The 21,670-nt window shown below is 54.6% G+C and carries 21 protein-coding genes; 12 read left to right on the top strand and 9 right to left on the bottom strand.

Annotated elements, in window-relative coordinates; genetic code table 11:
• Nucleotides 1–74: 74 nt before the first annotated feature.
• Nucleotides 75–1,496, top strand: a complete 1,422-nt coding sequence (locus tag AC6I8L_RS09935) for a M20 family metallopeptidase (RefSeq protein WP_058962080.1) — start codon at nucleotides 75–77, stop codon at nucleotides 1,494–1,496.
• The gene (locus AC6I8L_RS09930) at nucleotides 1,493–2,767 is read left to right on the top strand and encodes an MFS transporter (RefSeq protein WP_058962079.1); all 1,275 of its coding nucleotides are present in this window, start codon (nucleotides 1,493–1,495) and stop codon (nucleotides 2,765–2,767) included. The genes AC6I8L_RS09935 and AC6I8L_RS09930 overlap by 4 nt, the downstream gene beginning before the upstream one ends.
• A gap of 163 nt (nucleotides 2,768–2,930) precedes the next feature.
• On the opposite strand, the gene aldA is transcribed toward AC6I8L_RS09930, so the two are convergent.
• From aldA to AC6I8L_RS09915, 3 genes are all read right to left on the bottom strand, one after another.
• Nucleotides 2,931–4,367, bottom strand: coding sequence for an aldehyde dehydrogenase (gene aldA, locus AC6I8L_RS09925; protein WP_058962078.1), 1,437 nt, complete (start codon nucleotides 4,365–4,367; stop codon nucleotides 2,931–2,933).
• A gap of 198 nt (nucleotides 4,368–4,565) precedes the next feature.
• Nucleotides 4,566–4,664: a YoaK family small membrane protein gene (locus AC6I8L_RS09920; RefSeq protein WP_141399000.1), complete on the bottom strand. Its 99-nt coding sequence runs from the start codon at nucleotides 4,662–4,664 to the stop codon at nucleotides 4,566–4,568.
• Nucleotides 4,665–4,678: 14 nt separating this feature from the next.
• Nucleotides 4,679–5,002, bottom strand: a complete 324-nt coding sequence (locus AC6I8L_RS09915) for a hypothetical protein (RefSeq protein WP_034831195.1) — start codon at nucleotides 5,000–5,002, stop codon at nucleotides 4,679–4,681.
• A 366-nt stretch (nucleotides 5,003–5,368) separates the two neighbouring features.
• On the opposite strand from AC6I8L_RS09915, the gene rhaT reads away from it, so the two are divergent.
• Nucleotides 5,369–6,406, top strand: a complete 1,038-nt coding sequence (rhaT, locus tag AC6I8L_RS09910; protein WP_058962077.1) for an L-rhamnose/proton symporter RhaT — start codon at nucleotides 5,369–5,371, stop codon at nucleotides 6,404–6,406.
• Nucleotides 6,407–6,450: 44 nt separating this feature from the next.
• Here the strand turns inward: rhaT and rhaR are convergent, their stop codons facing one another.
• Nucleotides 6,451–7,317, bottom strand: coding sequence for an HTH-type transcriptional activator RhaR (rhaR, locus tag AC6I8L_RS09905; protein WP_058962076.1), 867 nt, complete (start codon nucleotides 7,315–7,317; stop codon nucleotides 6,451–6,453).
• A gap of 14 nt (nucleotides 7,318–7,331) precedes the next feature.
• A complete protein-coding gene (gene rhaS / locus AC6I8L_RS09900; protein ID WP_058962075.1) occupies nucleotides 7,332–8,153 on the bottom strand; it encodes an HTH-type transcriptional activator RhaS in 822 nt (273 codons plus the stop codon).
• A 289-nt stretch (nucleotides 8,154–8,442) separates the two neighbouring features.
• On the opposite strand from rhaS, the gene rhaB reads away from it, so the two are divergent.
• The 4 genes from rhaB to rhaM are packed head-to-tail and all read left to right on the top strand — an operon-like array spanning nucleotide 8,443 to nucleotide 12,321.
• Complete coding sequence (gene rhaB, locus AC6I8L_RS09895; RefSeq protein WP_058962074.1) at nucleotides 8,443–9,924, top strand: rhamnulokinase; 1,482 nt, start codon at nucleotides 8,443–8,445, stop codon at nucleotides 9,922–9,924.
• The gene (locus AC6I8L_RS09890; RefSeq protein ID WP_058962073.1) at nucleotides 9,908–11,164 is read left to right on the top strand and encodes an L-rhamnose isomerase; all 1,257 of its coding nucleotides are present in this window, start codon (nucleotides 9,908–9,910) and stop codon (nucleotides 11,162–11,164) included. The genes rhaB and AC6I8L_RS09890 overlap by 17 nt, the downstream gene beginning before the upstream one ends.
• Before the next feature lie 10 nt (nucleotides 11,165–11,174).
• Nucleotides 11,175–12,017, top strand: coding sequence for a rhamnulose-1-phosphate aldolase (gene rhaD / locus AC6I8L_RS09885; RefSeq protein WP_479398586.1), 843 nt, complete (start codon nucleotides 11,175–11,177; stop codon nucleotides 12,015–12,017).
• Nucleotides 12,007–12,321, top strand: coding sequence for an L-rhamnose mutarotase (gene rhaM / locus AC6I8L_RS09880; protein ID WP_058960483.1), 315 nt, complete (start codon nucleotides 12,007–12,009; stop codon nucleotides 12,319–12,321). Before rhaD ends, rhaM begins: the two co-directional genes overlap by 11 nt.
• Nucleotides 12,322–12,414: 93 nt before the next feature.
• On the opposite strand, the gene AC6I8L_RS09875 is transcribed toward rhaM, so the two are convergent.
• Nucleotides 12,415–13,065 (bottom strand): TetR/AcrR family transcriptional regulator, encoded by a 651-nt coding sequence (locus AC6I8L_RS09875; protein WP_058960484.1) that lies wholly within the window; start codon nucleotides 13,063–13,065, stop codon nucleotides 12,415–12,417.
• A 294-nt stretch (nucleotides 13,066–13,359) separates the two neighbouring features.
• Here AC6I8L_RS09875 and bhsA point away from each other — a divergent pair, with 294 nt between their 5' ends.
• The gene (bhsA, locus tag AC6I8L_RS09870; protein WP_034831180.1) at nucleotides 13,360–13,617 is read left to right on the top strand and encodes a multiple stress resistance protein BhsA; all 258 of its coding nucleotides are present in this window, start codon (nucleotides 13,360–13,362) and stop codon (nucleotides 13,615–13,617) included.
• A 62-nt stretch (nucleotides 13,618–13,679) separates the two neighbouring features.
• On the opposite strand, the gene AC6I8L_RS09865 is transcribed toward bhsA, so the two are convergent.
• The 3 genes from AC6I8L_RS09865 to ynfM all read right to left on the bottom strand — a co-directional run bounded on the left by AC6I8L_RS09865 (nucleotide 13,680) and on the right by ynfM (nucleotide 16,888).
• Nucleotides 13,680–14,864 (bottom strand): sugar transporter, encoded by a 1,185-nt coding sequence (locus AC6I8L_RS09865; protein WP_034831177.1) that lies wholly within the window; start codon nucleotides 14,862–14,864, stop codon nucleotides 13,680–13,682.
• 342 nt (nucleotides 14,865–15,206) lie between these two features.
• The gene (locus AC6I8L_RS09860; RefSeq protein WP_058960485.1) at nucleotides 15,207–15,464 is read right to left on the bottom strand and encodes a hypothetical protein; all 258 of its coding nucleotides are present in this window, start codon (nucleotides 15,462–15,464) and stop codon (nucleotides 15,207–15,209) included.
• Nucleotides 15,465–15,631: 167 nt separating this feature from the next.
• Complete coding sequence (gene ynfM / locus AC6I8L_RS09855) at nucleotides 15,632–16,888, bottom strand: multidrug efflux MFS transporter YnfM/SxtP(Kp) (RefSeq protein WP_058960486.1); 1,257 nt, start codon at nucleotides 16,886–16,888, stop codon at nucleotides 15,632–15,634.
• A 94-nt stretch (nucleotides 16,889–16,982) separates the two neighbouring features.
• On the opposite strand from ynfM, the gene AC6I8L_RS09850 reads away from it, so the two are divergent.
• From AC6I8L_RS09850 to AC6I8L_RS09835, 4 genes are all read left to right on the top strand, one after another.
• Nucleotides 16,983–17,879 (top strand): LysR family transcriptional regulator, encoded by an 897-nt coding sequence (locus AC6I8L_RS09850; protein WP_058960487.1) that lies wholly within the window; start codon nucleotides 16,983–16,985, stop codon nucleotides 17,877–17,879.
• 135 nt (nucleotides 17,880–18,014) lie between these two features.
• Entirely contained in the window at nucleotides 18,015–19,232 is a 1,218-nt protein-coding gene (gene mlc / locus AC6I8L_RS09845) for a sugar metabolism global transcriptional regulator Mlc (protein ID WP_058960488.1), read from the top strand.
• A gap of 105 nt (nucleotides 19,233–19,337) precedes the next feature.
• Entirely contained in the window at nucleotides 19,338–20,039 is a 702-nt protein-coding gene (gene bioD, locus AC6I8L_RS09840) for a dethiobiotin synthase (RefSeq protein WP_058960489.1), read from the top strand.
• Nucleotides 20,040–20,218: 179 nt separating this feature from the next.
• Nucleotides 20,219–21,589 (top strand): nucleobase:cation symporter-2 family protein, encoded by a 1,371-nt coding sequence (locus AC6I8L_RS09835; RefSeq protein WP_058960490.1) that lies wholly within the window; start codon nucleotides 20,219–20,221, stop codon nucleotides 21,587–21,589.
• Nucleotides 21,590–21,670: the final 81 nt, after the last annotated feature.

Here is a 21,670-nt window from a genome sequence, read left to right as displayed (position 1 = left end):
AAATTGATAATTGTGGCAAAGCAAGGTTTCCGCAAAGATGACAAAACCAAAATACCAATAAAAGACATGCAAACATGACAGCTCAAGAAGCGGTACAACAAGCCACCGCCTGGTTTGACAGTGGGGAATTTCAGGAAACATTGGCCCGCCGAGTGGCGCAACGTACTGAAAGCCAGCGCCAGGATCGTGACAACGAATTACAGCGTTATCTGCAGGATGAAATTGGCCCACAGCTGATTGCGCTGGGGTTTACGCTGCACTTTATCGATAACCCTGAAGCCGCCCATCGTCCGTTCCTGGTGGCGGTGCGCATCGAAGATCCGGCACTGCCGACCTTGCTGAGCTACGGCCATGGCGATGTGGTGTTCGGCGATGACGAAAACTGGCGCGAAGGCCTATCGCCGTGGCAGTTGGTGCAAGAAGGCGATCGCTGGTACGCACGCGGCAGCGCGGATAACAAAGGGCAGCACTGTGTGAATCTGGCTGCGCTGGAGCAGGTGTTTAAAGCGCGTGGTGGACGACTCGGATTCAACTGCAAAATGCTGTTTGAGATGGGTGAGGAGATCAGCTCACCGGGTCTGGCTCAGCTGTGCCAGCACCATGCAGAACTGCTGAAAGCCGATCTGTTTATCGCTTCCGACGGCCCGCGTCTGAATGCGGTACGACCCACATTGTTCCTCGGCTCTCGGGGCGCGGTAAATTTCCGTCTCACCGTTACCGCGCGTGACAACGCCTATCACTCCGGTAACTGGGGCGGTTTATTGACTAATCCAGGCACGCAGCTGGCCAACGCCATTGCTTGCCTGGTGAACGCAAAGGGCGTGCAGCAGGTCGAGGCACTGAAACCCAACTCTCTTACTCAACAAGTGCGCGATATCCTCAGCGACATCGAAGTCGGCGGGATGCCGGGCGATCCAGAGATTGATACTACCTGGGGCGAGCCGACGCTCTCTCCGACAGAACGACTTTACGGCTGGAATACGCTGGAAGTGCTGGCGTTCCTGACCGGCAATCCTGCACGTCCGATGAATGCCATTCCCGGTGAAGCCACGGCGGTGTGCCAGCTGCGCTTTGTGGTCGGCACCGATTGGGAAAACCTCGCACAGCATGTTAGCGAGCACCTGGCGCAGCACGGTTTTGGCTACGTCAAAGTGGAGTTTATGCGCGGCTCACCAGCCACGCGTCTCGATCCCACCGATCCGCTGGTGGATTGGGTGCTGGCGAGCATGGCAGAGACCAGCGGCAAAAAACCGGCGCTGCTGCCGAATCTGGGCGGTTCACTGCCCAACGAAGTGTTCTCAGACATTCTCGGCCTGCCAACCTTGTGGGTGCCGCACTCTTATCCGGCCTGCGGTCAGCATGGCGTCAACGAACACATGCTGAAGTCGATCGCGCGTGAAGGTCTGCAAATCATGACCCGACTGCTGTGGGATCTGGGCGAGCAGGGCAGCGAGCTGGTGGCTAAACACCGGAAGCACGCCGGAGGTGTCGCATGAGTACGCTTAACACGGCTGCCCCATTGAGTAGCACCAAACCGAATCTGCATAAAACGCTGTTTGCTACCTGTATTGGCAACGCTCTGGAGTGGTTTGATATTGCGGTGTACGGCTTCTTTGCCAGCTACATTGCGCATGCGTTTTTCCCCACCAGTGATCCCTCGGTCTCTTTGCTGCTGACCTTTGGCAGTTTCGGCGTCTCCTTCCTGATCCGTCCGCTGGGCGCGATTGTGCTGGGTAACTATGCCGACCGCCACGGGCGTAAAAAGGCGCTGCTGCTGTCGATTAACCTGATGATGCTGGGCGGCGCGGTGATCACCTTTATGCCGAGCTATGGCACTATTGGTTTGATTGCGCCGTTGCTGATTCTGCTGGCGCGTCTGGTGCAGGGTTTCTCTGCGGGTGGCGAATTCGGTAGCTCAACGGCGTTTCTGGTCGAGCATTTCCCGGAGCGCAGGGCGTTTATCGCCAGCTGGCAGTTTGCCACGCAAGGCGCGAGTACGCTGCTGGCCTCGGCGTTTGGATTGGGGTTGACGCAGATCCTCACCGAAAGTCAGATTCAGGATTGGGGATGGCGTGTTCCTTTTGCCTTCGGTCTGCTGATTGGTCCGTTGGGGATCTACATCCGCCGCCATGTGCATGAGCCTGCCAGTTTTGAAGCGCAAGCGCCGGAGGCCGCACCGCTGAAACGTCTGTTCGGGCGTCAGAAGGAGCTGATGCTACTGGCGATTGGCCTGATGGTGATCTCCACCGCAGTAAACTACATGCTCAACTATGTGCCAACCTACGCCACCAAAAACCTGCATCTGCCAGGTTCCGCCGCGTTCACTGCGACCTTGCTGGCAGGGGTGATCCTGACGGTGGTGACGCCGCTGATGGGCTTACTGGCGGAGCGTGTTGGTCGCGTGCCGTTGATGTGGGGTTCGCTGATCCTGTTGATCATCACTATTTATCCGGCGTTTAAGCTGGTGGTGAATCACACCACGCCGACCACCTTGATTATTTTGGTGTGCTGGATGGCGCTGCTGAAATCGATCTATTTCTCGACGGTACCGTCGGTGATGGCCGACTTGTTCCCAATTGGTACTCGCGCCAGTGGGATGGCGATCAGCTATAACGTCGCGGTAACGGTGTTTGGTGGTTTTGCACCGCTGATTTGTACGCTGCTGATCACTGCCACCGGCACCAGCCTGGCACCCGGTTATTACCTGATGGCGATGTCGGTACTGAGTGGATTAGCGTTGCTGCGCAGCCAGAAGCGCATCGCTTAAAGGCGGTTTAGCGGATTAGCTTTGCCCCCTATCTAAAAGCGAAGAGCTTAGACATACCGGAGCTGCGCAATCCATTGCGCAGCCTGAAGAAATGCGCCAGTTATGGCGCGACTTCACCTCATGACGATACCTGGCTGGTAACCTATTCAGCCGGGTATTTCATTCAGGAGAACTGCAAATACGCCACGTGGGTCTGCAGATACTCTTCCAGTCCGTGACGTCCATCCGCACCACCAATACCCGATTTGCGCCAGCCTGCATGGAACCCTTGCATCGCCTCGAAGTTCTCGCGGTTGATGTAGGTCTCACCAAACTTCAACTGACGCAGCGCAATCATCGCCGTGTTCAGATTTTGCGTGTAAATCGAAGAGGTCAGGCCATATTCACAATCGTTAGCCAGCGCGACGGCTTCATCAAGGGTTTTAAAGGTCATCACTGGTAATACCGGACCAAAGATCTCTTCACGCATGATCTCCATCTCCTGACGCACACCGGTAATAATCGTCGGTTCGAAGTAGAACCCTTTATCACCGGCGCGTTTGCCGCCCAGCACTACTTTTCCGCCTTCAGACACTGCTTTGGCGACTTTCTGCTCCACGCGTTCCAGCGCGGCGGCGGTGATCAGCGGGCCCATGTCGATATCGGTTTGTTCGGCCGGATTGCCAAACTTAACCTGCTTCATTGCGGCAGTCAGAGCGGTGATAAAGCGATCATAAATGCCTTCCTGGACATATACGCGTTCCGCACAGTTGCACACCTGTCCGGTGTTGATCACGCGTGAGCTGACAATCGCCTTCACAGCGAGATCCAGGTCCGCATCATCCATGACAATCGCGGGGGCTTTGCCGCCGAGTTCCAGCGACACCTTGGTGACATTTTTCGCTGCGGCTTGCATGGTGGCAATGCCCGCGCCGACGCTGCCGGTCAGGCTCACCAAACCGACTTTCGGGTTCGCCGCCAGCTCCTGACCGACTTCAGGACCATAACCAAACACAAAGTTGATCACGCCCTTCGGCAGGCCAATCTCATGCACAATCTGCGCGAAAATCGCCGCGTTGTTAGGGGTGAGCTCACTGGGTTTGATGGCAATAGTGTTGCCGGTAATCAGCGCCGGAGCGGCTTTACGCGCAATCAGGAAGAAGGGGAAATTCCACGGCAGGATACCGGTGGTGACACCGATGGCTTTCTTAAATACAAAGATATTTTCATTTGGACGATCGCTATTGACGATTTCACCTTCATAACGACGCGCCCATTCGGCCATGTAATCCAGATAATCGGCGGTGAAAAGCACTTCAGTTTGCGCCAGCCCCTGCGTTTTACCGCCTTCCGCCACAATCGTGGCCGTCAATTCGGGTTCACGCTGGCGGATACCGGCGGCAATTTTACGCAACCAGTTGCCGCGTTCTACTGCGGGCAACGCTTCCCAGCCGGGTTGTGCAGTTTCTGCGGCCGCAATTGCCTGTGCTGCATCTTGCTGAGTGCCTTGCGGCACGCGTGACAGCAGCGCTTCAGTCGCCGGATTGATGACCTCAATCCATTTATCGTTCTGATCGTTTACAAACGCGCCATTAATGTAATGTTGATGGTGTGTTGTCATCTGTAGGGTCTCCGCGATCGGTTTCGTTATCAGGGTGTGAATCGAGAGTGAAACAGATCAAGGTGTAGCACCTTTTTGTCAGTGCCAGAGCGGATGACGAGATGGCAGAGAAGGGAAGAACGGTACGACAGACGCAGCATTCCTGATGAAATGCCGCGTATTCAGCGTGTTAGCTAATCATCCTTTTCAGCAAAAATATCAGGAGCCCGGCACCGCCGCGCCGCTGGCGATAAACCAGGCGAGGAAACTGACGCCAGCAATGATGATGGCAATAGGGAAGAGCAGTCCGATTTTCATAATTATCCTGATCGTTAAGCGAGTTGAACAATGGCGCGGTGGGTTTTCATCATACTGAACAGCTGGAATTGGCTGGCGTCATCCACCTCGCGCAGATGTTCGCCTTTCTGATACCGAATGCGGTGAACATGCCCGAGTTGACGCCACACCACGATGGCCGAGGCCAGCAGGGCGCAGTTCTCTTCGCTCTGGATGCAGTCAAGTGTGGCGTAACGCTCTTCATCCAATCCATTAATGAACACGTTTAACGCCTGGGGCGGCACAATGGCGCGGATATCATCCAGCATCACGCGGCTCACCGGCTGCGACAACAGCAGCGTCAACCTTTTGCTATTCATCTCATTCCTTCGTTGCGATGATTTTTCCAACGTTATACGGAATTCGCCACGTGGGGGAAAGCTCATCGGGCGGCTTTGCGTGACTGCCATGTTAAACAGCAGGCTGGCAGTCAGTCAAAAACTGTGTCGATCAACACAACAAAAATAAAAAATATCCCCAATAATAAGTGACTTATAAAAACCAGCCCGATTGATGCCCGCAAATGCAATTTTGTGATCCTCATGTTGAAGACCCGCCGAATTTTGCCAGCAGCGCGCGCTTTCCGGCAGCCATCCAAAGGCTGATGAAAAGCTGCACACCGTAGACTGCTGCTAATCGGGAAACTGTCGGTTTCCTGTGGGCCTCAACCTTACGAAGGAATAACAATGAACAGTGCCATTCTTGCCGGTATTTTATGGCATCTGGTGGGTGCCGCCAGTGCCGCATGTTTTTATGCTCCGTTTAAGCAGGTAAAAAAGTGGTCATGGGAAACAATGTGGTCAGTGGGCGGCGTGATGTCATGGCTGATTCTGCCATGGGCGGTCAGTGCCGTGCTGCTGCCCAACTTCTGGGCGTATTACGGTAGTTTTAGCTTCTCGCAGCTGCTGCCGGTGTTTCTGTTTGGTGCCATGTGGGGCGTCGGTAATATCAACTATGGCCTGACCATGCGTTATCTCGGCATGTCGATGGGCATTGGTATTGCCATCGGTATCACCCTCGTGGTGGGCACCTTGATGACGCCGCTGTTGCAGGGACGCTTTGTAGAGCTGTTCAGCTCGCCGGGCGGACGAATGACGTTGTTAGGCGTACTGGTGGCATTGGTGGGTGTGGCGATCGTTTCACGTGCCGGTTTGTTGAAAGAGCGTGCACTCGGCATCAATGCAGAAGAGTTTAATCTGAAGAAAGGGCTGGTGCTGGCGGTACTGTGTGGCATCTTCTCCGCCGGGATGTCTTTCGCGATGGATGCGGCGAAACCGATGCATGAAGCGGCAGCCAATCTGGGTATCAATCCGCTGTACGTGGCCTTACCCAGCTATGTGGTGATCATGGGCGGCGGTGCGCTGGTTAATCTGGCTTACTGCTTTGTGTGTCTGGCGATCAAACCGGAACTGTCAGTACGTCGCGATTTCTCAGTGGCAAAACCGATGCTGATGGCCAACGTGGCCTTTGCCGTGCTCGGTGGCACCATGTGGTATCTGCAGTTCTTCTTCTACGCCTGGGGCCACGCGAAAATTCCTGCGCAATATGACTTTGTCAGCTGGATGCTGCACATGAGCCTGTATGTACTGTGCGGTGGATTAGTGGGTCTGGTGCTGAAAGAGTGGAAAGCGGTGGGGCAGCGCCCGGTGCGCGTGCTGTCGCTGGGTTGCGTGGTGATCATCATTGCCGCCAACATCGTGGGATTGGGCATGGCCAACGGCTAATGAATTGGCCGCTTTAGAACAAGCCTGACACGCGGCAAGGTGCGTCAGGCTTTTATTTTGTCGCTCAGTGAGGCGTGCTGAGGAAGAAAACGCTGGCGCCAGGCACTGGGTGTCAAACCAGTATCCCGCGTAAACACCACCGAGAAGTAATTGCTATCATCAAAGCCGCAGCGCGCGGCCACTTCACTGATTAAACAATCCTGCGTGCGCAACAAATATTTTGCCTGGCACAGCTGTAGCTGCCGCAAATAGTGTCCCACCGTCATGCCGGTTTGCTGACGAAACAGCTGCTTCAGTGCACGCTCATTTAATTCATTTTGCTGGCAAAAATGGGCCAGGTCGAATGGGCGGTGCAGTGCACCCTGTAAGGCAGACATCAGCAAATCAAGCTGTTCACCCTCCGGCAGCGCCCATGGACGGTCGGCGGCATAACCATGGCGACGCAAGATCAGTGCCAGCTGCAGAAACAGGGCTTCAGAGAGCTGGATCGACAACGAATCGCTTTTACGGCTCTCCCGCTCGAGCTGGCTGATCACGCCACGCGCCAGCGCCATGCCGCGCGTGGTTAAGCGCCAGCAGCTGGGTGCATCATCGTCCTGCGGGGGCAGCAGCTGGCTCCAGTCCAGACTCAGACGAAAGCGATCGCGGCAGTAAAGAATGTTATCCAGCGCCAAATCGTTGACGCTGTCATAACTGTGGCAATCATTGTCGCGGATATAGAACACATCGCCGCAGGTAATCAACCACGGGCGATCGTTGAGCACGTGCAAGCCGTTGCCGCGCCAGACGATCACAATTTCACTGAATTCATGACGATGCGGGGGGAAGGAGGGTTGAGGCATGCGTTCGGCCACCGCAATCGGCAGATTGGTGGCCGGGAAATAGTCTTCGCGCGTCAAAATCAGCGACATGGGAACCACTCCAGTTACATCATCTGCTGGCGCTCCGCTCGGGGCGCGCAGCCAAATTCCCGCCGAAACAGCGTGGAGAAATGGTTGCTGTCACCAAATCCACACTGATAGGCGATGTCCGTTATGCGCATATCGCTATGGCGCAGTAAATGCCGGGCCTGCAATAAGCGCAGCCGATTCAGGTAGCGCTGCGGCGTATTGCCGGTTTGCTGCTTCATCTGACGATGTAGGGTGCGCAGCGAAAGCGAGAAGCGATCGGCCAGCGCTTCCCACTCAACATCTTCACTGTAGTGCTCATTGAGCCAGTCAAGCAACCGATGCAGGCGCGCTTCCTGATCCTGCGCCTGATCGTTGTGACCGGCTTCGCGCAACAGCACAAGCAGCTGCAAGAACAGCTGTTCCTGATGCGCCTGACGCTCCAGCGACCAGACCTCCTGCTGTTTCATTTGCGTCACAATCTGCAGCGCCTGCGCCATCACCTTGTGATTGATACGCCAGTGCGACAGATAGTTACCGTTTTCATCGCCGGGCAGCAATGACTGTAAACCAGAGAGAAAACGAAACGCTGCCGGGCTGCGGTACAGCACATTGGTCAGGCACAAATTCTCGGTCTGCTCATACAAATGGCGATCGTGATCGCGCACAAAGCATACGCAGCCGGCACACAGGGTCTGCGGCTGGCCATTAAACACGTGAATACCGGAACCTTGCTCAACCAGCACGATTTCATGGAAATCATGATGATGTTCGGGAAAGGCCTGCTGCGGTACGCGCGGCTCAATAGCAATCGCGTAGTTTCCTTCCGGAAAGAAATCAGCACTGTGCAGAATGGTCATGATGCGCCTCTCGATTAACAATTTTGTAACCGAGTCTACGCAGGCGCTGTGCACCTTACCTTGAAATTTAAACCGCACAGCGCAGGAAAATGGCGAATTATTCAAGATCGGCCAGGTGATTGATGGAATTGCGGTAAAGCTCACAACTCTGTTGTTCCCCGGTTCTGTGAGCTTTCTCACGATCATCTTTGCCAGCCTGCCATCGACTATCACGCGCTGGCAGTAAGGGGAAGGTGGCAAGGCGCCTGTATTCATACGCTAAAGCCATCTCATCACAGGAAGAAACGCCATGAGTATGCGTAACATTGTTGCCATTGATTTAGGCGCATCCAGCGGGCGCGTGATGCTCGCACAATGGACCTCTGCTAACCAGCGCATCACCCTGCGTGAAGTGTGTCGTTTTGCCAACCAACGTGTTCGTCGCGCCGGTTACGACTGCTGGGACCTCGACAGTCTGGAGCAGGCGATTCGCGCAGGGCTGGCGCAGTTAGATGATGAGGGCATCGTGCTGGACAGCATCGGCATTGATACCTGGGGCGTGGATCTGGTGCTGCTGGATGCCAACGGCGATCGGGTGGGCGAAACGGTCAGTTATCGTGACTCGCGCACCGATGGATTGATGGCGCAAGCGATCAATGAGCTGGGCAAAGCCGCCATTTACCAGCGCACAGGTATCCAGTTTCTGCCCTTCAATACCCTGTATCAGATGCGTGCGCTGCACCAGCAACAGCCGGACTGGCAGGTACAGGTCAAGCATGCACTGATGATCCCGGATTATCTGCATTATCGTCTGACCGGCAACATGAACTGGGAGTACACCAACGCCACCACTACGCAGATGCTGAACATTGAAACTGGCGAGTGGGATAGCGAGTTGCTGTCGTGGGCAGGGATCGAAGCCGACTGGTTCGGCAAACCGACTGCACCGGGCAACACCGTCGGCAACTGGATCAATGCGAGCGGTAAAAAAATTCCGGTCGTGGCCGTGGCCACGCACGATACCGCCAGCGCGGTGCTGGCCACGCCGCTGATGCAGGAAGATGCCGCTTATCTCAGTTCTGGCACCTGGTCGTTAATGGGCATAGAAAGTCTGCAACCCAGCGTCAACCGCACGGCGCTCGACGCCAACATCACCAACGAAGGTGGCGCGGAAGGCTATCGGGTGTTGAAGAACATCATGGGCCTGTGGCTATTACAGCGCGTATGCAGCGAATTGCACATCTCAGATCTCTGCGCATTGATTGACGAAGCAAAAAATGAATCCGCCTGTCGTGCCCTGATCAACCCTAATCATCCGCGTTTTATTAATCCCGCCAGCATGGTGCAGGAGATTCAGGATGCCTGCGCTGAGCAGCATATGCCGATTCCACAAAGCCCTGCAGCGCTGGCACGCACCATTTTCGACAGCCTGGCGCTGCTGTATCGCCAGGTGATAGGCGAACTGGGCAACCTGCGCGGAACCGCGATTCGCCAGTTACATGTGGTCGGCGGCGGCAGTCAGAACCCATTACTGAACCAGCTATGTGCCGATGCCTGCGAAATGCCCGTATTAGCTGGCCCAATTGAAGCCTCAACGCTGGGTAATGTCGGCTGCCAGCTGATGGCGTTGGGTGAACTGCGTGATGTGGCCGAATTGCGTCGCTGCATCGATAAAAATTTCCCGTTAGAAACGTTTGCACCTCAGAACGCCAGCATCTTCGCTGCCCACCAGGCACGCTTTGCGGCACTGAGCCAACCTGCTAAGGAACTTGCATATGACAAAGCTGATTGAACAAGCCTTTGAATTGGCGAAACAACGCTACGCGGCGTTGGGTATTGATGTGGACAAGGTAATGACCCAACTGGATGGCATCCCGGTGTCGATGCACTGCTGGCAGGGGGATGATGTTCGTGGCTTTGAAAACCCGAATGGCGAACTGACGGGCGGTATTCAGGCCACCGGCAATTATCCGGGACGCGCTCGCAACGCGGATGAGCTGCGTGCTGACATAGAAAAAGCCATGTCGCTGATCCCCGGCACCAAACGCCTCAACCTCCACGCCATTTATCTGGAAAGCGATTCGCCAGTTGAACGCGATGCCATTGAGCCGAAGCACTTTAGCGGCTGGGTAGAGTGGGCGAAATCCTACAAATTAGGACTGGATTTTAACCCCAGCTGCTTCTCACACCCGCTGAGCGCCGACGGCTTTACGCTTTCCCATGCCGATAAAGGGATTCGCCAGTTCTGGATCGACCACTGCAAAGCCAGCCGCCGTATTTCAGCGCACTTTGGTGAACAGCTCGGGACACCATCGGTGATGAACATCTGGGTGCCGGATGGCATGAAAGATCTCACCATCGATCGTCTGGCACCGCGCGAGCGTCTGGCCAGCGCGCTGGATGAGGTGATCAGTGAGAAGCTCGCCCCCCGTCATCATATCGATGCGGTGGAAAGCAAACTGTTTGGTATCGGCGCAGAGAGTTACACCGTCGGCTCCAACGAGTTTTGCCTCGGCTATGCCGCCAGCCGTCAAACGGCGCTGACGCTGGACGCCGGACATTTCCATCCTACCGAAGTGATCTCCGACAAGATTTCCACCGCCATGCTGTACGTGCCGCGCCTACTGTTACACGTCAGCCGTCCAGTACGCTGGGATAGCGATCATGTGGTGCTGCTGGATGATGAAACGCAGGCCATCGCCACTGAGATTGCCCGCCACAATCTGTTCGACAAAGTGCATATCGGCCTGGATTTCTTTGACGCCTCGATTAACCGCATCGCAGCCTGGGTGATTGGCACCCGCAACGCCAAAAAAGCGCTGCTGCGCGCACTGCTGGAACCCAGCGATCAGCTGCGAAAATGTGAGCAGGAAGGGGACTACACCGCGCGTCTGGCACTGCTGGAAGAGCAGAAATCTCTGCCATGGCAGGCGGTCTGGGAGGCCTGGTGCCTGCGCCATGATGTGCCCGCCGATGCCAGCTGGCTGAGCGAAGTGCGCCACTATGAACAACAAACATTGCGTCTACGTTAAGGGATCAACTATGCAAAATATTCTCTCTTCGTCCTTTGTTCAGGACATGGTGAAAGCCACCAGCGATATGTGGTTAAAAGGCTGGGATGAGCGCAATGGTGGCAATGTCAGCCTGCGTTTGCTGCCGGAGGAAGCGCAGGCCTGGTCAGCTGATTTTTATGCCGAACCGCGCTGTATTGAGTTAACCAAACCGGCGCCGGCGCTGGCTAACGACTGGTTCCTGGTGACCGGTTCAGGCAAGTTTTTCCGTAATGTTCAGCTTGATCCCGCCGACTGTCTGGCGCTGCTACAGGTGGACGATAAAGGGTTGTCGTACAAAATCCATTGGGGTCTGAGCAACGGCGGGTTGCCAACCTCGGAACTGGCGGCGCATTTCCAGTCGCACAGCGTGCGTAAGCAGGTTTCCAATGGGAATGACCGCGTGATTATGCACTGCCATGCCACCAACTTTATGGCGTTGAGCTACGTGGTGAATCTGGATTCCGCCCGTTTCACGCGTTTACTGTGGGAAGGCAGCACCGAATGTCTGGTGGTGTTCCCGGATGGCGTCGGCATTCTGCCGTGGATGGTGCCTGGCACTGACCAGATTGGGCAGGCCACCGCCGATGCCATGGCATCGCACAGCCTGGTGATGTGGCCGTTCCACGGCATTTTCGGTGCCGGTCCGAATCTGGATGAAACTTTTGGCCTGATCGACACGGCCGAGAAGTCTTCAGAAGTGGTGGTCAAAGCCTTGTCGATGGGCGGGATTCGCCAGAGCATCACCACCGAACAGCTGGTGGCACTTGGAGAACGCTTCAGTGTGCAACCGTGGCAAGCGGCATTGGATGCGGAGCGCAGCGATGTTGCGTAAAGCCTTTGTGATGCAGGTGCATGCGCACTGCCATGACGAATATTTGCGTCGACATTCGCCAATCTGGCCTGAGCTGGAACAGACGTTGAAAGCTCACGGTGCGCACAACTATGCGATTTGGCTGGATGCGGAGCGTAATTTGCTGTTCGCTAGCGTGGAGATAGAGTCGGAAGCACGTTGGGAGGCGGTGGCGAACACGGAAGTGTGCCAGCGTTGGTGGGCATCGATGAAAGATCTGATGCCGTCGAATGCGGACAACAGCCCGATCAGCCACGCGTTAAGACCGATGTTTTTTATGCCGTAAGGCTTTAAAACGTTGCGCTTTGATATGAGTCAGGGGCGGCGGGGAGGTCGCCCCTGTATTTAGGGGGATAAAACATTACGGCCAGGCAAGATATTATGGGTTCAACGCGCAGTAGCCTGCCAGAGCGGGCCAGATGGCCATCTGCGTATCGACTATTCCATCGAGATCGTCACGGCTTGCGCCTTCACGGGCGCGCACTGACATGCCCTGCAACACGCAGGCCAGATAGCTGGCCAACGTACCGCTGTTGGCACACTGCGGCAATTCGCCACGCTGTTGCCGGACATCCAGAAATTGCTGCAAAGCCCGTTCCTGTGCATGGTGCTGCTTAGCCAGCATCTGTGCAATCTCGTCTGAGCCTGAAGAGAGCGCACTGGAGGTGCAGATAAAGAAACAGCCAGCGGGCTTATCACACTCGGTAAAACAGGCTGCAGTAGCACGAAAATAGGCCTCAATCGCGGCTTTGACATCGAGTGTTTCATCCTTAAGCACCTGATTACGCTGCGCGCTGAAGGTATCGATGTAGCGCTGCATTGCTGCGCGGAACAAGCCTTCCTTATTCTCAAACTCCGCGTAAAGCGTCGGCGCTTTCGCCCCCGTCGCGTTCACCAAATCTGACAGCGAGGTGCCTTCATAACCGTGTGCCCAAAACAACATTAATGCTTTATCCAGCGCATCGTTGCGATCAAACACTTTGGGGCGACCACGCGTTTTGCGATTAAGCGTGTCGGTCATTTGCGTCATAGGGACACCTCACTGCATGAAGAACATGTGATTAAATTACCGATCGCTAACTAAATATGCAAGCGCAGCCGACATTCCCTCTCATTCACTTTGCCCGTTTGTGCTTTACCTGCGGCACAACACTCATATCGATAAGTGAAAAAGGGCGCTAAAGCCCATAATCACGCCACTTCTTAATAAAATAATGACCGTTAATAAAATGATTGACGAGATACCCGCTTCGGCGCTAGCATTTAATTAACGGTTGTTAACTTAATTCAGCCGACCCCTTTCATCTGCATAAGAGAGACGATCATGAAAAGCATCAAAATGGTATTAGCCGCAGTCGCACTGTCATCCATCGCGTTTGGTAGCATGGCTGCTGAACTAGTGAACCAGGCTCCATTGAACCAGCAACAAATTGGTGTGGTGAGTGCATCAGGTAGCACTAACCTGACTTCACTGGAGAATCAGCTATCGGAGAAGGCGAGTGCTGCCGGAGCAAAGTCGTTCCGCATCACTTCGACCTCTGGCAACAACAAGCTAAATGGCACAGCGGTAATTTATAACTAATCACCAAAGCGCAAAGAATGGCGCAGGGGCGCACTGATGTGGGCCCCTGGTCGTGAAGCGAATTATCCGTTAGAGCGGAGTTGCGGATACCGACGGAAGATGGTGATACACCAGAACAACGCAACCAGTCCAATTAACCCCCCCACGTTACCCACATCCGACATTTTCATATGCAGGCTGACCTGGTTACCCAACAGGGCACCCGCACCAATCCCGATGTTATAAATACCTGAGAACAATGACATCGCCACATCGGTGGCATCCGGTGCCAGTGACAGCACACGAACCTGCATCGCCAGGCCGATCATCATCATTGCCATGCCCCAGAAAATGCACAGCAGCGAAATGGCTGCAGGGCGCACGGCGGCAAACAGCAACAGCCCCATACTCAACGTGATGATGCCAATCGCGGCGAGTAACATCGCTGAGGGGAATTTGTTGCCCAGCGTACTGAACAGCACGCTGCCGATAATCCCGGCTGAACCGAACAGCAACAGCAGTAAAGTCGTGAAGTTCTCATCCGCATTCGCGACCACCTGCATAAAGGGTTCGATGTAGCTGTATGCGGTGTAGTGCGCGGTGACCACCAGCGTCACCAGAATATACATTGCCACCAGCGCCGGACGGCGGAACAGCATCGGTACGCTACTCAGTGAGCCTGTGTGCTCGCTCGGCAGACGTGGCAGTATCCGCACCAGCAAAATTAGCAGCACCAACGCTGACAAGCCGATCATGCCGAAAGTGGTGCGCCAGCCGAGGTATTGCCCAACGATTCGGCCAATGGGCACGCCCAACACCATCGCCAATGCCGTACCGGTTGCCAGCATACTCAACGCCTGGGTTTTTTTGCCAGCCGGAGCAACACGAATCGCGAGTGAAGCAGTAATCGACCAGAATACCGCGTGCGCCAGTGCGATGCCGATGCGCGAAATCACCAGCGAGGTGAAATCCCATGCCACGGACGAAAGCACATGGCTGGCGATAAACAGAATGAACAACACCGACAGCAGCAGACGGCGTTCTATATTCCGCGTCAGTAGCATTAACGGCAGGGATAACAGCGCAACGACCCATGCATAAATGGTCAGCATAATACCGACATCAGCGGTCTTCATGGCGTAGCTCGCCGCTATATCCGACAACAGGCCAACAGGTACAAATTCAGTGGTATTAAAGACAAAGGCGGCAATCGCCAGCAGCACAACGCGTAGCCAGGCTGTTTTACGTGAGACGGTAGTTGGTTGCATGGGGTTCAAATCGATCTGACAGCGAGTGAGGGGGCGAAACGAGCCCGGTTAAGTGACCTGCATCACAAATTGGGGCTATTGTGGAGCATTAGTGAGCGGATGAAAACCATGAGTACCGTTTTTATTCCTGATTATTTTTTATCGCTAAAGGTCGTGGTAATAGCCTGAGGTTATTATCCATTCTTGCTTTTTGTCTCAGGGAGGCATGGCGGGTAAGAACAACCAGGGCGTAACGCTTTACGATCCAGTGATGACCAAGTCGGCTGTTTCTTTATTAGAACGATGTGACAGCCGTACTTAACATAACCCTGTAAGCGCTACGCCATTGTCAGACCAGCATTATCAGAGTTGCACCATATGTTTTAGCGCCACGCTATGCTGAGTGGTCAGGCTTTTTTTTACCGTCACCGGACAACAATGTTCACATCCAAGGGCACTGGAATAGAATTTACGTGCTTGTTGAATGGCGGCCGTGGCGGTGTAGAAAGTGCCGAGAAAGCGCCGTGCACCATCTGATGGCAGGAACGGGCAGCCTGTTGCATGTACCACATGGTTGTCGTTATAGCCTGCATGCTTATCGACGTAATAATAGAGTTGCATCTAACGTCCTCATTGCTGTGAAAAAAGAAAATCTAACTATTGTTGGAATAAAATGGATTATAGCGACGAATTGTCGTTTTGTTTTAAGTGGGACTATTTGAAAGCGAGATTCTGACGGCTTAAGCGAGAAGCGGGGCGCGGCGGCCCCGTCGTTTAGATGAAAGGTATTACAGTTTTCGGCACTGTAAACGCCAGCCGACGAACAAGGCCAGCAACAGCAGCACACTGATGAACAGCGTTACGCCCGCCCAGCCATAGCTGTGCCAGAACACGCCGCCTAACGTACCCGCCACGCTGGAACCTACGTAATAGCTGAACAGATAGAGTGACGAGGCCTGGCCTTTGGCACGGCGTGCGCGTGGGCCAATCCAACCGCTGGCAACGGAGTGCGCGGCAAAAAAGCCCGCCGTAAACAGCATCATGCCGGGCAGTATCAGCCAGAGTGAATTGAAGGCGGTGAGCAACAATCCAGCCAGCATAATGGCGGTGGCGGCAATCATCACCGGACCACGGCCAAAACGACTGGTCAACGCGCCTGCTTTGGGCGAGCTCCACGAGCCAGTCAGATAAACCACCGACAGCAGTCCCACCACCGCCTGGCTCAACGACCAGGGCGCGCTTAACAAACGGTAGCCGATGTAGTTAAACAGCGTCACAAACGCACCCATCAACAGGAAACCTTCTGCAAACAGGAACGGCAAACCCTTGTCGCGCCAATGCAGGCGGAAGTTGATAAATAAACTGCGCGGTCGCAACGAAGCGGGACGGAAATGACGTGATGCCGGCAGAATCTTCCAGAACATCAGTGCGCCTGCTAGCGAGAAGCAACCGATCACCCCAATGGCTACACGCCATGAGAAGAAATCTGTCAGCACCCCGGTGAGCAAGCGTCCGCTCATGCCGCCAATTGAATTGCCGCTGATGTACAGCCCCATCGAGAAGGCAATAACACGGGGATGAATCTCTTCACTTAAATAAGTCATACCGACCGCTGCCACACCGCTGAGAGACAACCCAATCAGTGCACGCATCATCAAAATGCCTTGCCAACTGGTCATGGTGGCCGAAATCAACGTGCAAATGGCGGCGAGCATTAAGGCAGTGACCATCACCGACTTACGCCCGATGGCATCGGATAGCGGGCCGGTCACCAGCAAGCCCAGCGCCATCAAACCCGTTGAGAGTGACAATGAAATACTGCTCTCGGCGGGAGAGACGCCAAACTGCTGTGACAGCACGGGCAAAATTGGCTGCACACAATACAGCAGCGCGAAGGTGGCCAATCCAGCGGAGAATAATGCCAGCGTGACGCGCATAAACTGCGGCGATCCACGTTCAATCCATTCGGAGGAGGCTACGGTTGAATCAGGCTTAGCGGACAACTCGTCTTCACGAATTGTCACTGCCTGGGAAGAGCGACTCACGGAATATCCTTAGATGAGAAACGGTCTGATTACTGTAGGAAAATGGGAATAGGTTGTACAATATATTAATAATCTCAAATGAGACGTTTAAAGTATGAATATTGAGTTGCGCCATCTGCGATATTTCATCGCCGTTGCGGAAGAGCTGCACTTTGGCCGCGCGGCACAGCGGCTGAATATCTCCCAACCGCCGCTCAGCCAACAGATTCAGCAGCTGGAGCAGGAGATTGGCGCACAGCTGTTTACCCGCACTAATCGCAGCGTGCAGATCACACCTGCTGGTCAGTTGTTTTTACAGGATGCGCGCGTCATTCTGCTGCAGGTTGAACAAGCCGCCAGTAGGGCAGCGCGTGTGCACAGTGGACAGGAAGGCGAGCTGCGCATTGGTTTCACCTCTTCCGCACCCTTCACCGGTCTGGTCTCGGATGCGCTTTATCAATTTCGTCAGCGTTGGCCGGAAGTGCACATTTCGATGCAGGAAAATAACACGCGTCAGCAGTTAGCACCGCTGCACGAAGGTCGGCTGGATTTGGGGGTGATGCGCAACACGCCGTTACCAAGCGATTTACAGCATCGGGTGCTGTTACGCGAGCCGTTGTGCGCGCTGGTGCACTGGGCACATCCGCTAGCGGATGCCGAATCGATCTCTATTCAGGCACTGGCCAACGAGCCCTTTGTGTTTTTTGATCCACAGGGGGGTACCGCGCTGTACGGAGAAACACTGGCGCTGCTGCACCGTTATCAAATCAAACCCTTTATTACTCAGGAGGTGGGCGAGGCGATGACGATTCTCGGTCTGGTCGCCACCGGCTTGGGTGTTTCCATATTGCCGGCCTCATTTCGGCGTGCGCGACTGGCTGATGTGGTGTGGATTCCCCTGCAGGAGCACGATGCCATTTCTGAAGTCTGGCTGGTCTGGTCAGCCACGCGGCAACCCACTGCGCAAATGCACAATATGATGCAATTGATGATGCAAAATGCCGAAATTTAAATCGTCTGATGATCATTGGCCCGATCTTTATGTGCGATAAATCACATTTCTAATCAAATATTTGACGCTGCCTGCCAATCTGCATCACCATAGCTGCTGTTTATTTAGAAGCGCGAAAATATCCGGGAGCAGGGCGTGAATCTGGACAGTCAGCCTGGCCACATTGACCAAATAAAACAGACCAACGCAGGTGTGGTTTACCGACTGATTGACCTTTACGGCCCGATTTCGCGTATTGAGCTTTCTAAACGTGCCCAGCTGGCACCCGCCAGCATCACCAAAATTGTGCGTGAAATGCTCGATGCGCATCTGGTGCAGGAAACCGAGTTCCAGGATCCAGGCAGCCGTGGCCGTCCGGCCATTGGTTTGATTCTTGATACCCTCGCCTGGCACTATCTTGCCATCCGTATTCAACCGGGACAGATCACGTTAACGCTGCGCGATCTGAGCAGCCGTGCGTTGCAGGAAGATCGACTGCCACTGCCTGCCAGCGCTGACCAGCCGCTGCTGCAAACGCTGCAGCAAATGGTTAATGACTTCTTCGTCCGCCATCAGAACAAACTTGAGCGTCTTACCGCGATTGCCATCACCTTACCCGGTTTAATTAACGCGGCATCGGGTGTGGTGCATCGCATGCCGGGCTATGACGTGCAGGAAATGCCGTTAGGTGAAACACTTTCCTCGCTCACGGGTTTACCGGTATTTGTGCAACATGACATCTCCGCCTGGACGCTGGCCGAAGCGCTGTTCGGTGCTTCGCGCGGTGCGCAGGATGTTATTCAAATAGTGATTGATGAAACGGTTGGTGCGGGTGTGATCAGCGGGGGCCAGCTTTTGCACAAACGAGGTCGTGCGCTGGTAGAAATTGGGCATACGCAGATCGATCCTTACGGCCAGCAGTGTTACTGCGGTAATCATGGCTGTCTGGAAACCGTGGCCAGCACAGGCAGTTTATTGCAGCTGGCGGCCCAGCGTTTATCTTCGCAACCCGACAGTTTGCTGCATCGGGAACCGCTAACCATCGCCAGTTTATGCGCAGCCGCGCAGCAGGGCGATCGACTGGCGCGTGATGTGATTGCCGGTGTCGGCCACCACATTGGTCGCATGTTGGCAATGATGGTGAATATCTTCAATCCCCAACAAATCCTGATTGGTTCTCCGCTTAATCAAGCCGCTGAGGTGCTGTTTCCTGCCGTTAGCAGCACCATTCGTCAGCAGGCGTTACCCGCATACAGTCATGAGATCCAACTTGCCCCTACCAGCTTTAGCGATCCGGGCACTTTTGGTGCCGCCGCGCTGATCAAAGACTCACTTTATAGCGGCCATTTGCTGGTAAAACTGTTGCAAGGCTAATCACTGCTCGCCTTAAGTTTGCGCTAACGCAATCTGCCATCCGAGACATTTCCTTAAACTGCCTTCTTCGCAGGTTACACATCGCTTCAACGAAGGAGGAATAAGGTGAAAACAATCTTTGTCACCGGTACCGACACCGCGGTGGGTAAAACCGTCGTGTCACGCGCGCTGCTGCAGTGTTTCGCCAAAGCGGGTCTCTGTGCAGCAGGCTACAAACCTGTTGCTAAAAGTGCACAGCACACGCCAGACGGATTGCGTAATAAAGATGCTTTGCTGCTGCAGCAGGCATCGGGTCTTGAACTGCCTTACCAGGCGGTGAATCCCATCACCCTGGAAGAAGATGAAATCAGCACCAGCGCATCCGTGCGAATGGATTATCCGTTGCTGAGCCGCAGCCTTGAGCAGTTACAAAGCCGCGCCGCGCGGGTGGTGGTGGAGGGAACTGGCGGCTGGCGCAGTCTGATGAATGATCTGCAGCCGTTGTCCAGTTGGGTTCAACAGGAACAACTGCCGGTCGTCATGGTGGTGGGCATTAAAGAAGGTTGCATTAGCCATGCTTTACTGACTGCTAATGCCATCGTAGGTGATGGGCTGCCTTTAGCAGGTTGGGTCGCCAACCGTATTAATCCGGGATTAGCACATTACGCTGAAATCATTGATGTTCTGCGTGAAAAGCTAGGCGCACCGCTGCTGGGTGAGTTGCCTTATCTGCCGCGTGCCGAGCAGCGTGAGCTGAGTGGTTATCTGGACATTTCCCTGCTGGATGAGGCATTAATGCACGTTGATAGTGCACAGCCTGCGGCATGATGAAACGAAGCGATGCAAATGATCGGTGGCTGAATCTAAGGTTTCGGGTTCAGCATCCGAGATCGCTCTGCTTAAATCAGCTTATAATCATGCGGTTATAAATTTTTTCCTCAATGTGAGTGCCAATGGCGTGAATCATGCATCAGCCATGCTGATGAATATTCTGCCGGAGCACACACATGTCGCACTCCCCTAAAGGTTTATTGTATGGGCTTGATGCCCGTATTGGTCCTGTTCCCGCCTTTTTCGCTGCGTTGCAGCACGTCCTTGCCAGCGTGGTAGGGATCATTACGCCGCCACTGATTATTGGCTCAATCCTCGGATTGCAGACTTACATTCCGTATCTGATCAGCATGTCTTTGCTGGTTTCCGGTTTAGGGACATTTCTGCAGGCGCGTCGCTTTATGGGGATTGGGGCGGGCATGATTTGCCTGCAAGGCACCAGCTTTGCTTTTCTCGGAGTCATCTTATCTGGCGGTTTGATGGTGAAAGCGCAGGGCGGTTCACCGGAAGCAATCATGGCGATGATCATGGGCTGTAACTTCGTGGCAGCTTTTATTCCGATGTTGATCAGCCGTTGCGTAGCGCCGTTGCGGAAAGTGCTGACGCCAGTGGTGACCGGCACGGTGATTACCTTGATCGGCATCAGCCTGATAAAAGTGAGCATCACCGATTGGGCAGGCGGCCATAATGCTGCTGACTTTGGTGCGCCAGGAAATCTGGCGCTGGGCGGGCTGACGCTGCTGGTGATCATTGTGCTTAACCGTTCGCAGAATCGCTGGATGCGCCTTCTCGCGGTAGTGGCAGGTATCGTGGTTGGCTGTCTGGCGGCGGCACTGACCGGCCATCTGCCCATCAAACCGATGATGTCCAGTCACTGGCTGGTTTTGCCTTCATTTTTCCGCTTTGGTTTCGATTTTAGCTGGAGCATTTTCGTGCCGATTGCGCTGGTGTCGGTGATTTGCGTGATTGAGGCGGTAGGGGATTTGACGGCGAATTGCCTGATTTCGCAGCAACCCATTGAGGGCGACGGTTTTCAACGTCGTTTGCAGGGCGGCATTTTGGCTGATGGGATTAGCTGTCTGTTCGCCGCGATGTTTTCGGCATTCCCTAATACTACCTTTGCGCAGAATAACGGTGTGATTCAGATGACCGGCGTGGCCAGCCGTTATGTTGGCATGGTGATTGGCGTGATGCTGTTGCTGTTGGGCGTGTTTCCGGTGATCGGCAATGTGCTGCAGCAAATTCCAGCGCCAGTTCTCGGCGGTGCCACTCTGGTGATGTTTGGCAGTGTGGTGGCGGCAGGCATTCGGGTGATGACGCAATCCACGTTGGGACGCCGTGAGATGTTGATCGTCGCGGTGTCCTTTGGTATTGGCTTGGGTGTGGAAGCGGTACCCGAGGTGTTGAAGCAGTTGCCACCGTTAGTGAGTAATTTGTTTGGTCATGCGGTGACCACGGGTGGCATTCTGGCGATGCTGTTGAATATCGTGCTGCCATCGGAGCGGGGAGATGAGCGGGTTGTCGGTGCGGTGGAGGAAAATCACTGATTTTGCGTTAGGAGAGGTGGGGATCTAAACCGCTGTCTGTGAGTTTGTGCGTACGTCGGAAGAGGCGGCAGATCGTAAAGA

This window comes from Type-E symbiont of Plautia stali (genome assembly GCF_059731115.1).
The sequence above is the reverse complement of the archived record's forward strand: the minus strand, read 5'-3'. Positions and strand labels throughout refer to the sequence as shown.

Bases quoted from the DNA above. Each gene is read 5' to 3' on its own strand.
- AC6I8L_RS09935 (WP_058962080.1), top strand. From the start codon at position 75: ATGACAGCTCAAGAAGCGGTACAACAAGCCACCGCCTGGTTTGACAGT.
- AC6I8L_RS09930 (WP_058962079.1), top strand. From the start codon at position 1,493: ATGAGTACGCTTAACACGGCTGCCCCATTGAGTAGCACCAAACCGAAT.
- aldA (WP_058962078.1), bottom strand. From the start codon at position 4,367: ATGACAACACACCATCAACATTACATTAATGGCGCGTTTGTAAACGAT.
- AC6I8L_RS09920 (WP_141399000.1), bottom strand. From the start codon at position 4,664: ATGAAAATCGGACTGCTCTTCCCTATTGCCATCATCATTGCTGGCGTC.
- AC6I8L_RS09915 (WP_034831195.1), bottom strand. From the start codon at position 5,002: ATGAATAGCAAAAGGTTGACGCTGCTGTTGTCGCAGCCGGTGAGCCGC.
- rhaT (WP_058962077.1), top strand. From the start codon at position 5,369: ATGAACAGTGCCATTCTTGCCGGTATTTTATGGCATCTGGTGGGTGCC.
- rhaR (WP_058962076.1), bottom strand. From the start codon at position 7,317: ATGTCGCTGATTTTGACGCGCGAAGACTATTTCCCGGCCACCAATCTG.
- rhaS (WP_058962075.1), bottom strand. From the start codon at position 8,153: ATGACCATTCTGCACAGTGCTGATTTCTTTCCGGAAGGAAACTACGCG.
- rhaB (WP_058962074.1), top strand. From the start codon at position 8,443: ATGAGTATGCGTAACATTGTTGCCATTGATTTAGGCGCATCCAGCGGG.
- AC6I8L_RS09890 (WP_058962073.1), top strand. From the start codon at position 9,908: ATGACAAAGCTGATTGAACAAGCCTTTGAATTGGCGAAACAACGCTAC.
- rhaD (WP_479398586.1), top strand. From the start codon at position 11,175: ATGCAAAATATTCTCTCTTCGTCCTTTGTTCAGGACATGGTGAAAGCC.
- rhaM (WP_058960483.1), top strand. From the start codon at position 12,007: ATGTTGCGTAAAGCCTTTGTGATGCAGGTGCATGCGCACTGCCATGAC.
- AC6I8L_RS09875 (WP_058960484.1), bottom strand. From the start codon at position 13,065: ATGACGCAAATGACCGACACGCTTAATCGCAAAACGCGTGGTCGCCCC.
- bhsA (WP_034831180.1), top strand. From the start codon at position 13,360: ATGAAAAGCATCAAAATGGTATTAGCCGCAGTCGCACTGTCATCCATC.
- AC6I8L_RS09865 (WP_034831177.1), bottom strand. From the start codon at position 14,864: ATGCAACCAACTACCGTCTCACGTAAAACAGCCTGGCTACGCGTTGTG.
- AC6I8L_RS09860 (WP_058960485.1), bottom strand. From the start codon at position 15,464: ATGCAACTCTATTATTACGTCGATAAGCATGCAGGCTATAACGACAAC.
- AC6I8L_RS09850 (WP_058960487.1), top strand. From the start codon at position 16,983: ATGAATATTGAGTTGCGCCATCTGCGATATTTCATCGCCGTTGCGGAA.
- AC6I8L_RS09835 (WP_058960490.1), top strand. From the start codon at position 20,219: ATGTCGCACTCCCCTAAAGGTTTATTGTATGGGCTTGATGCCCGTATT.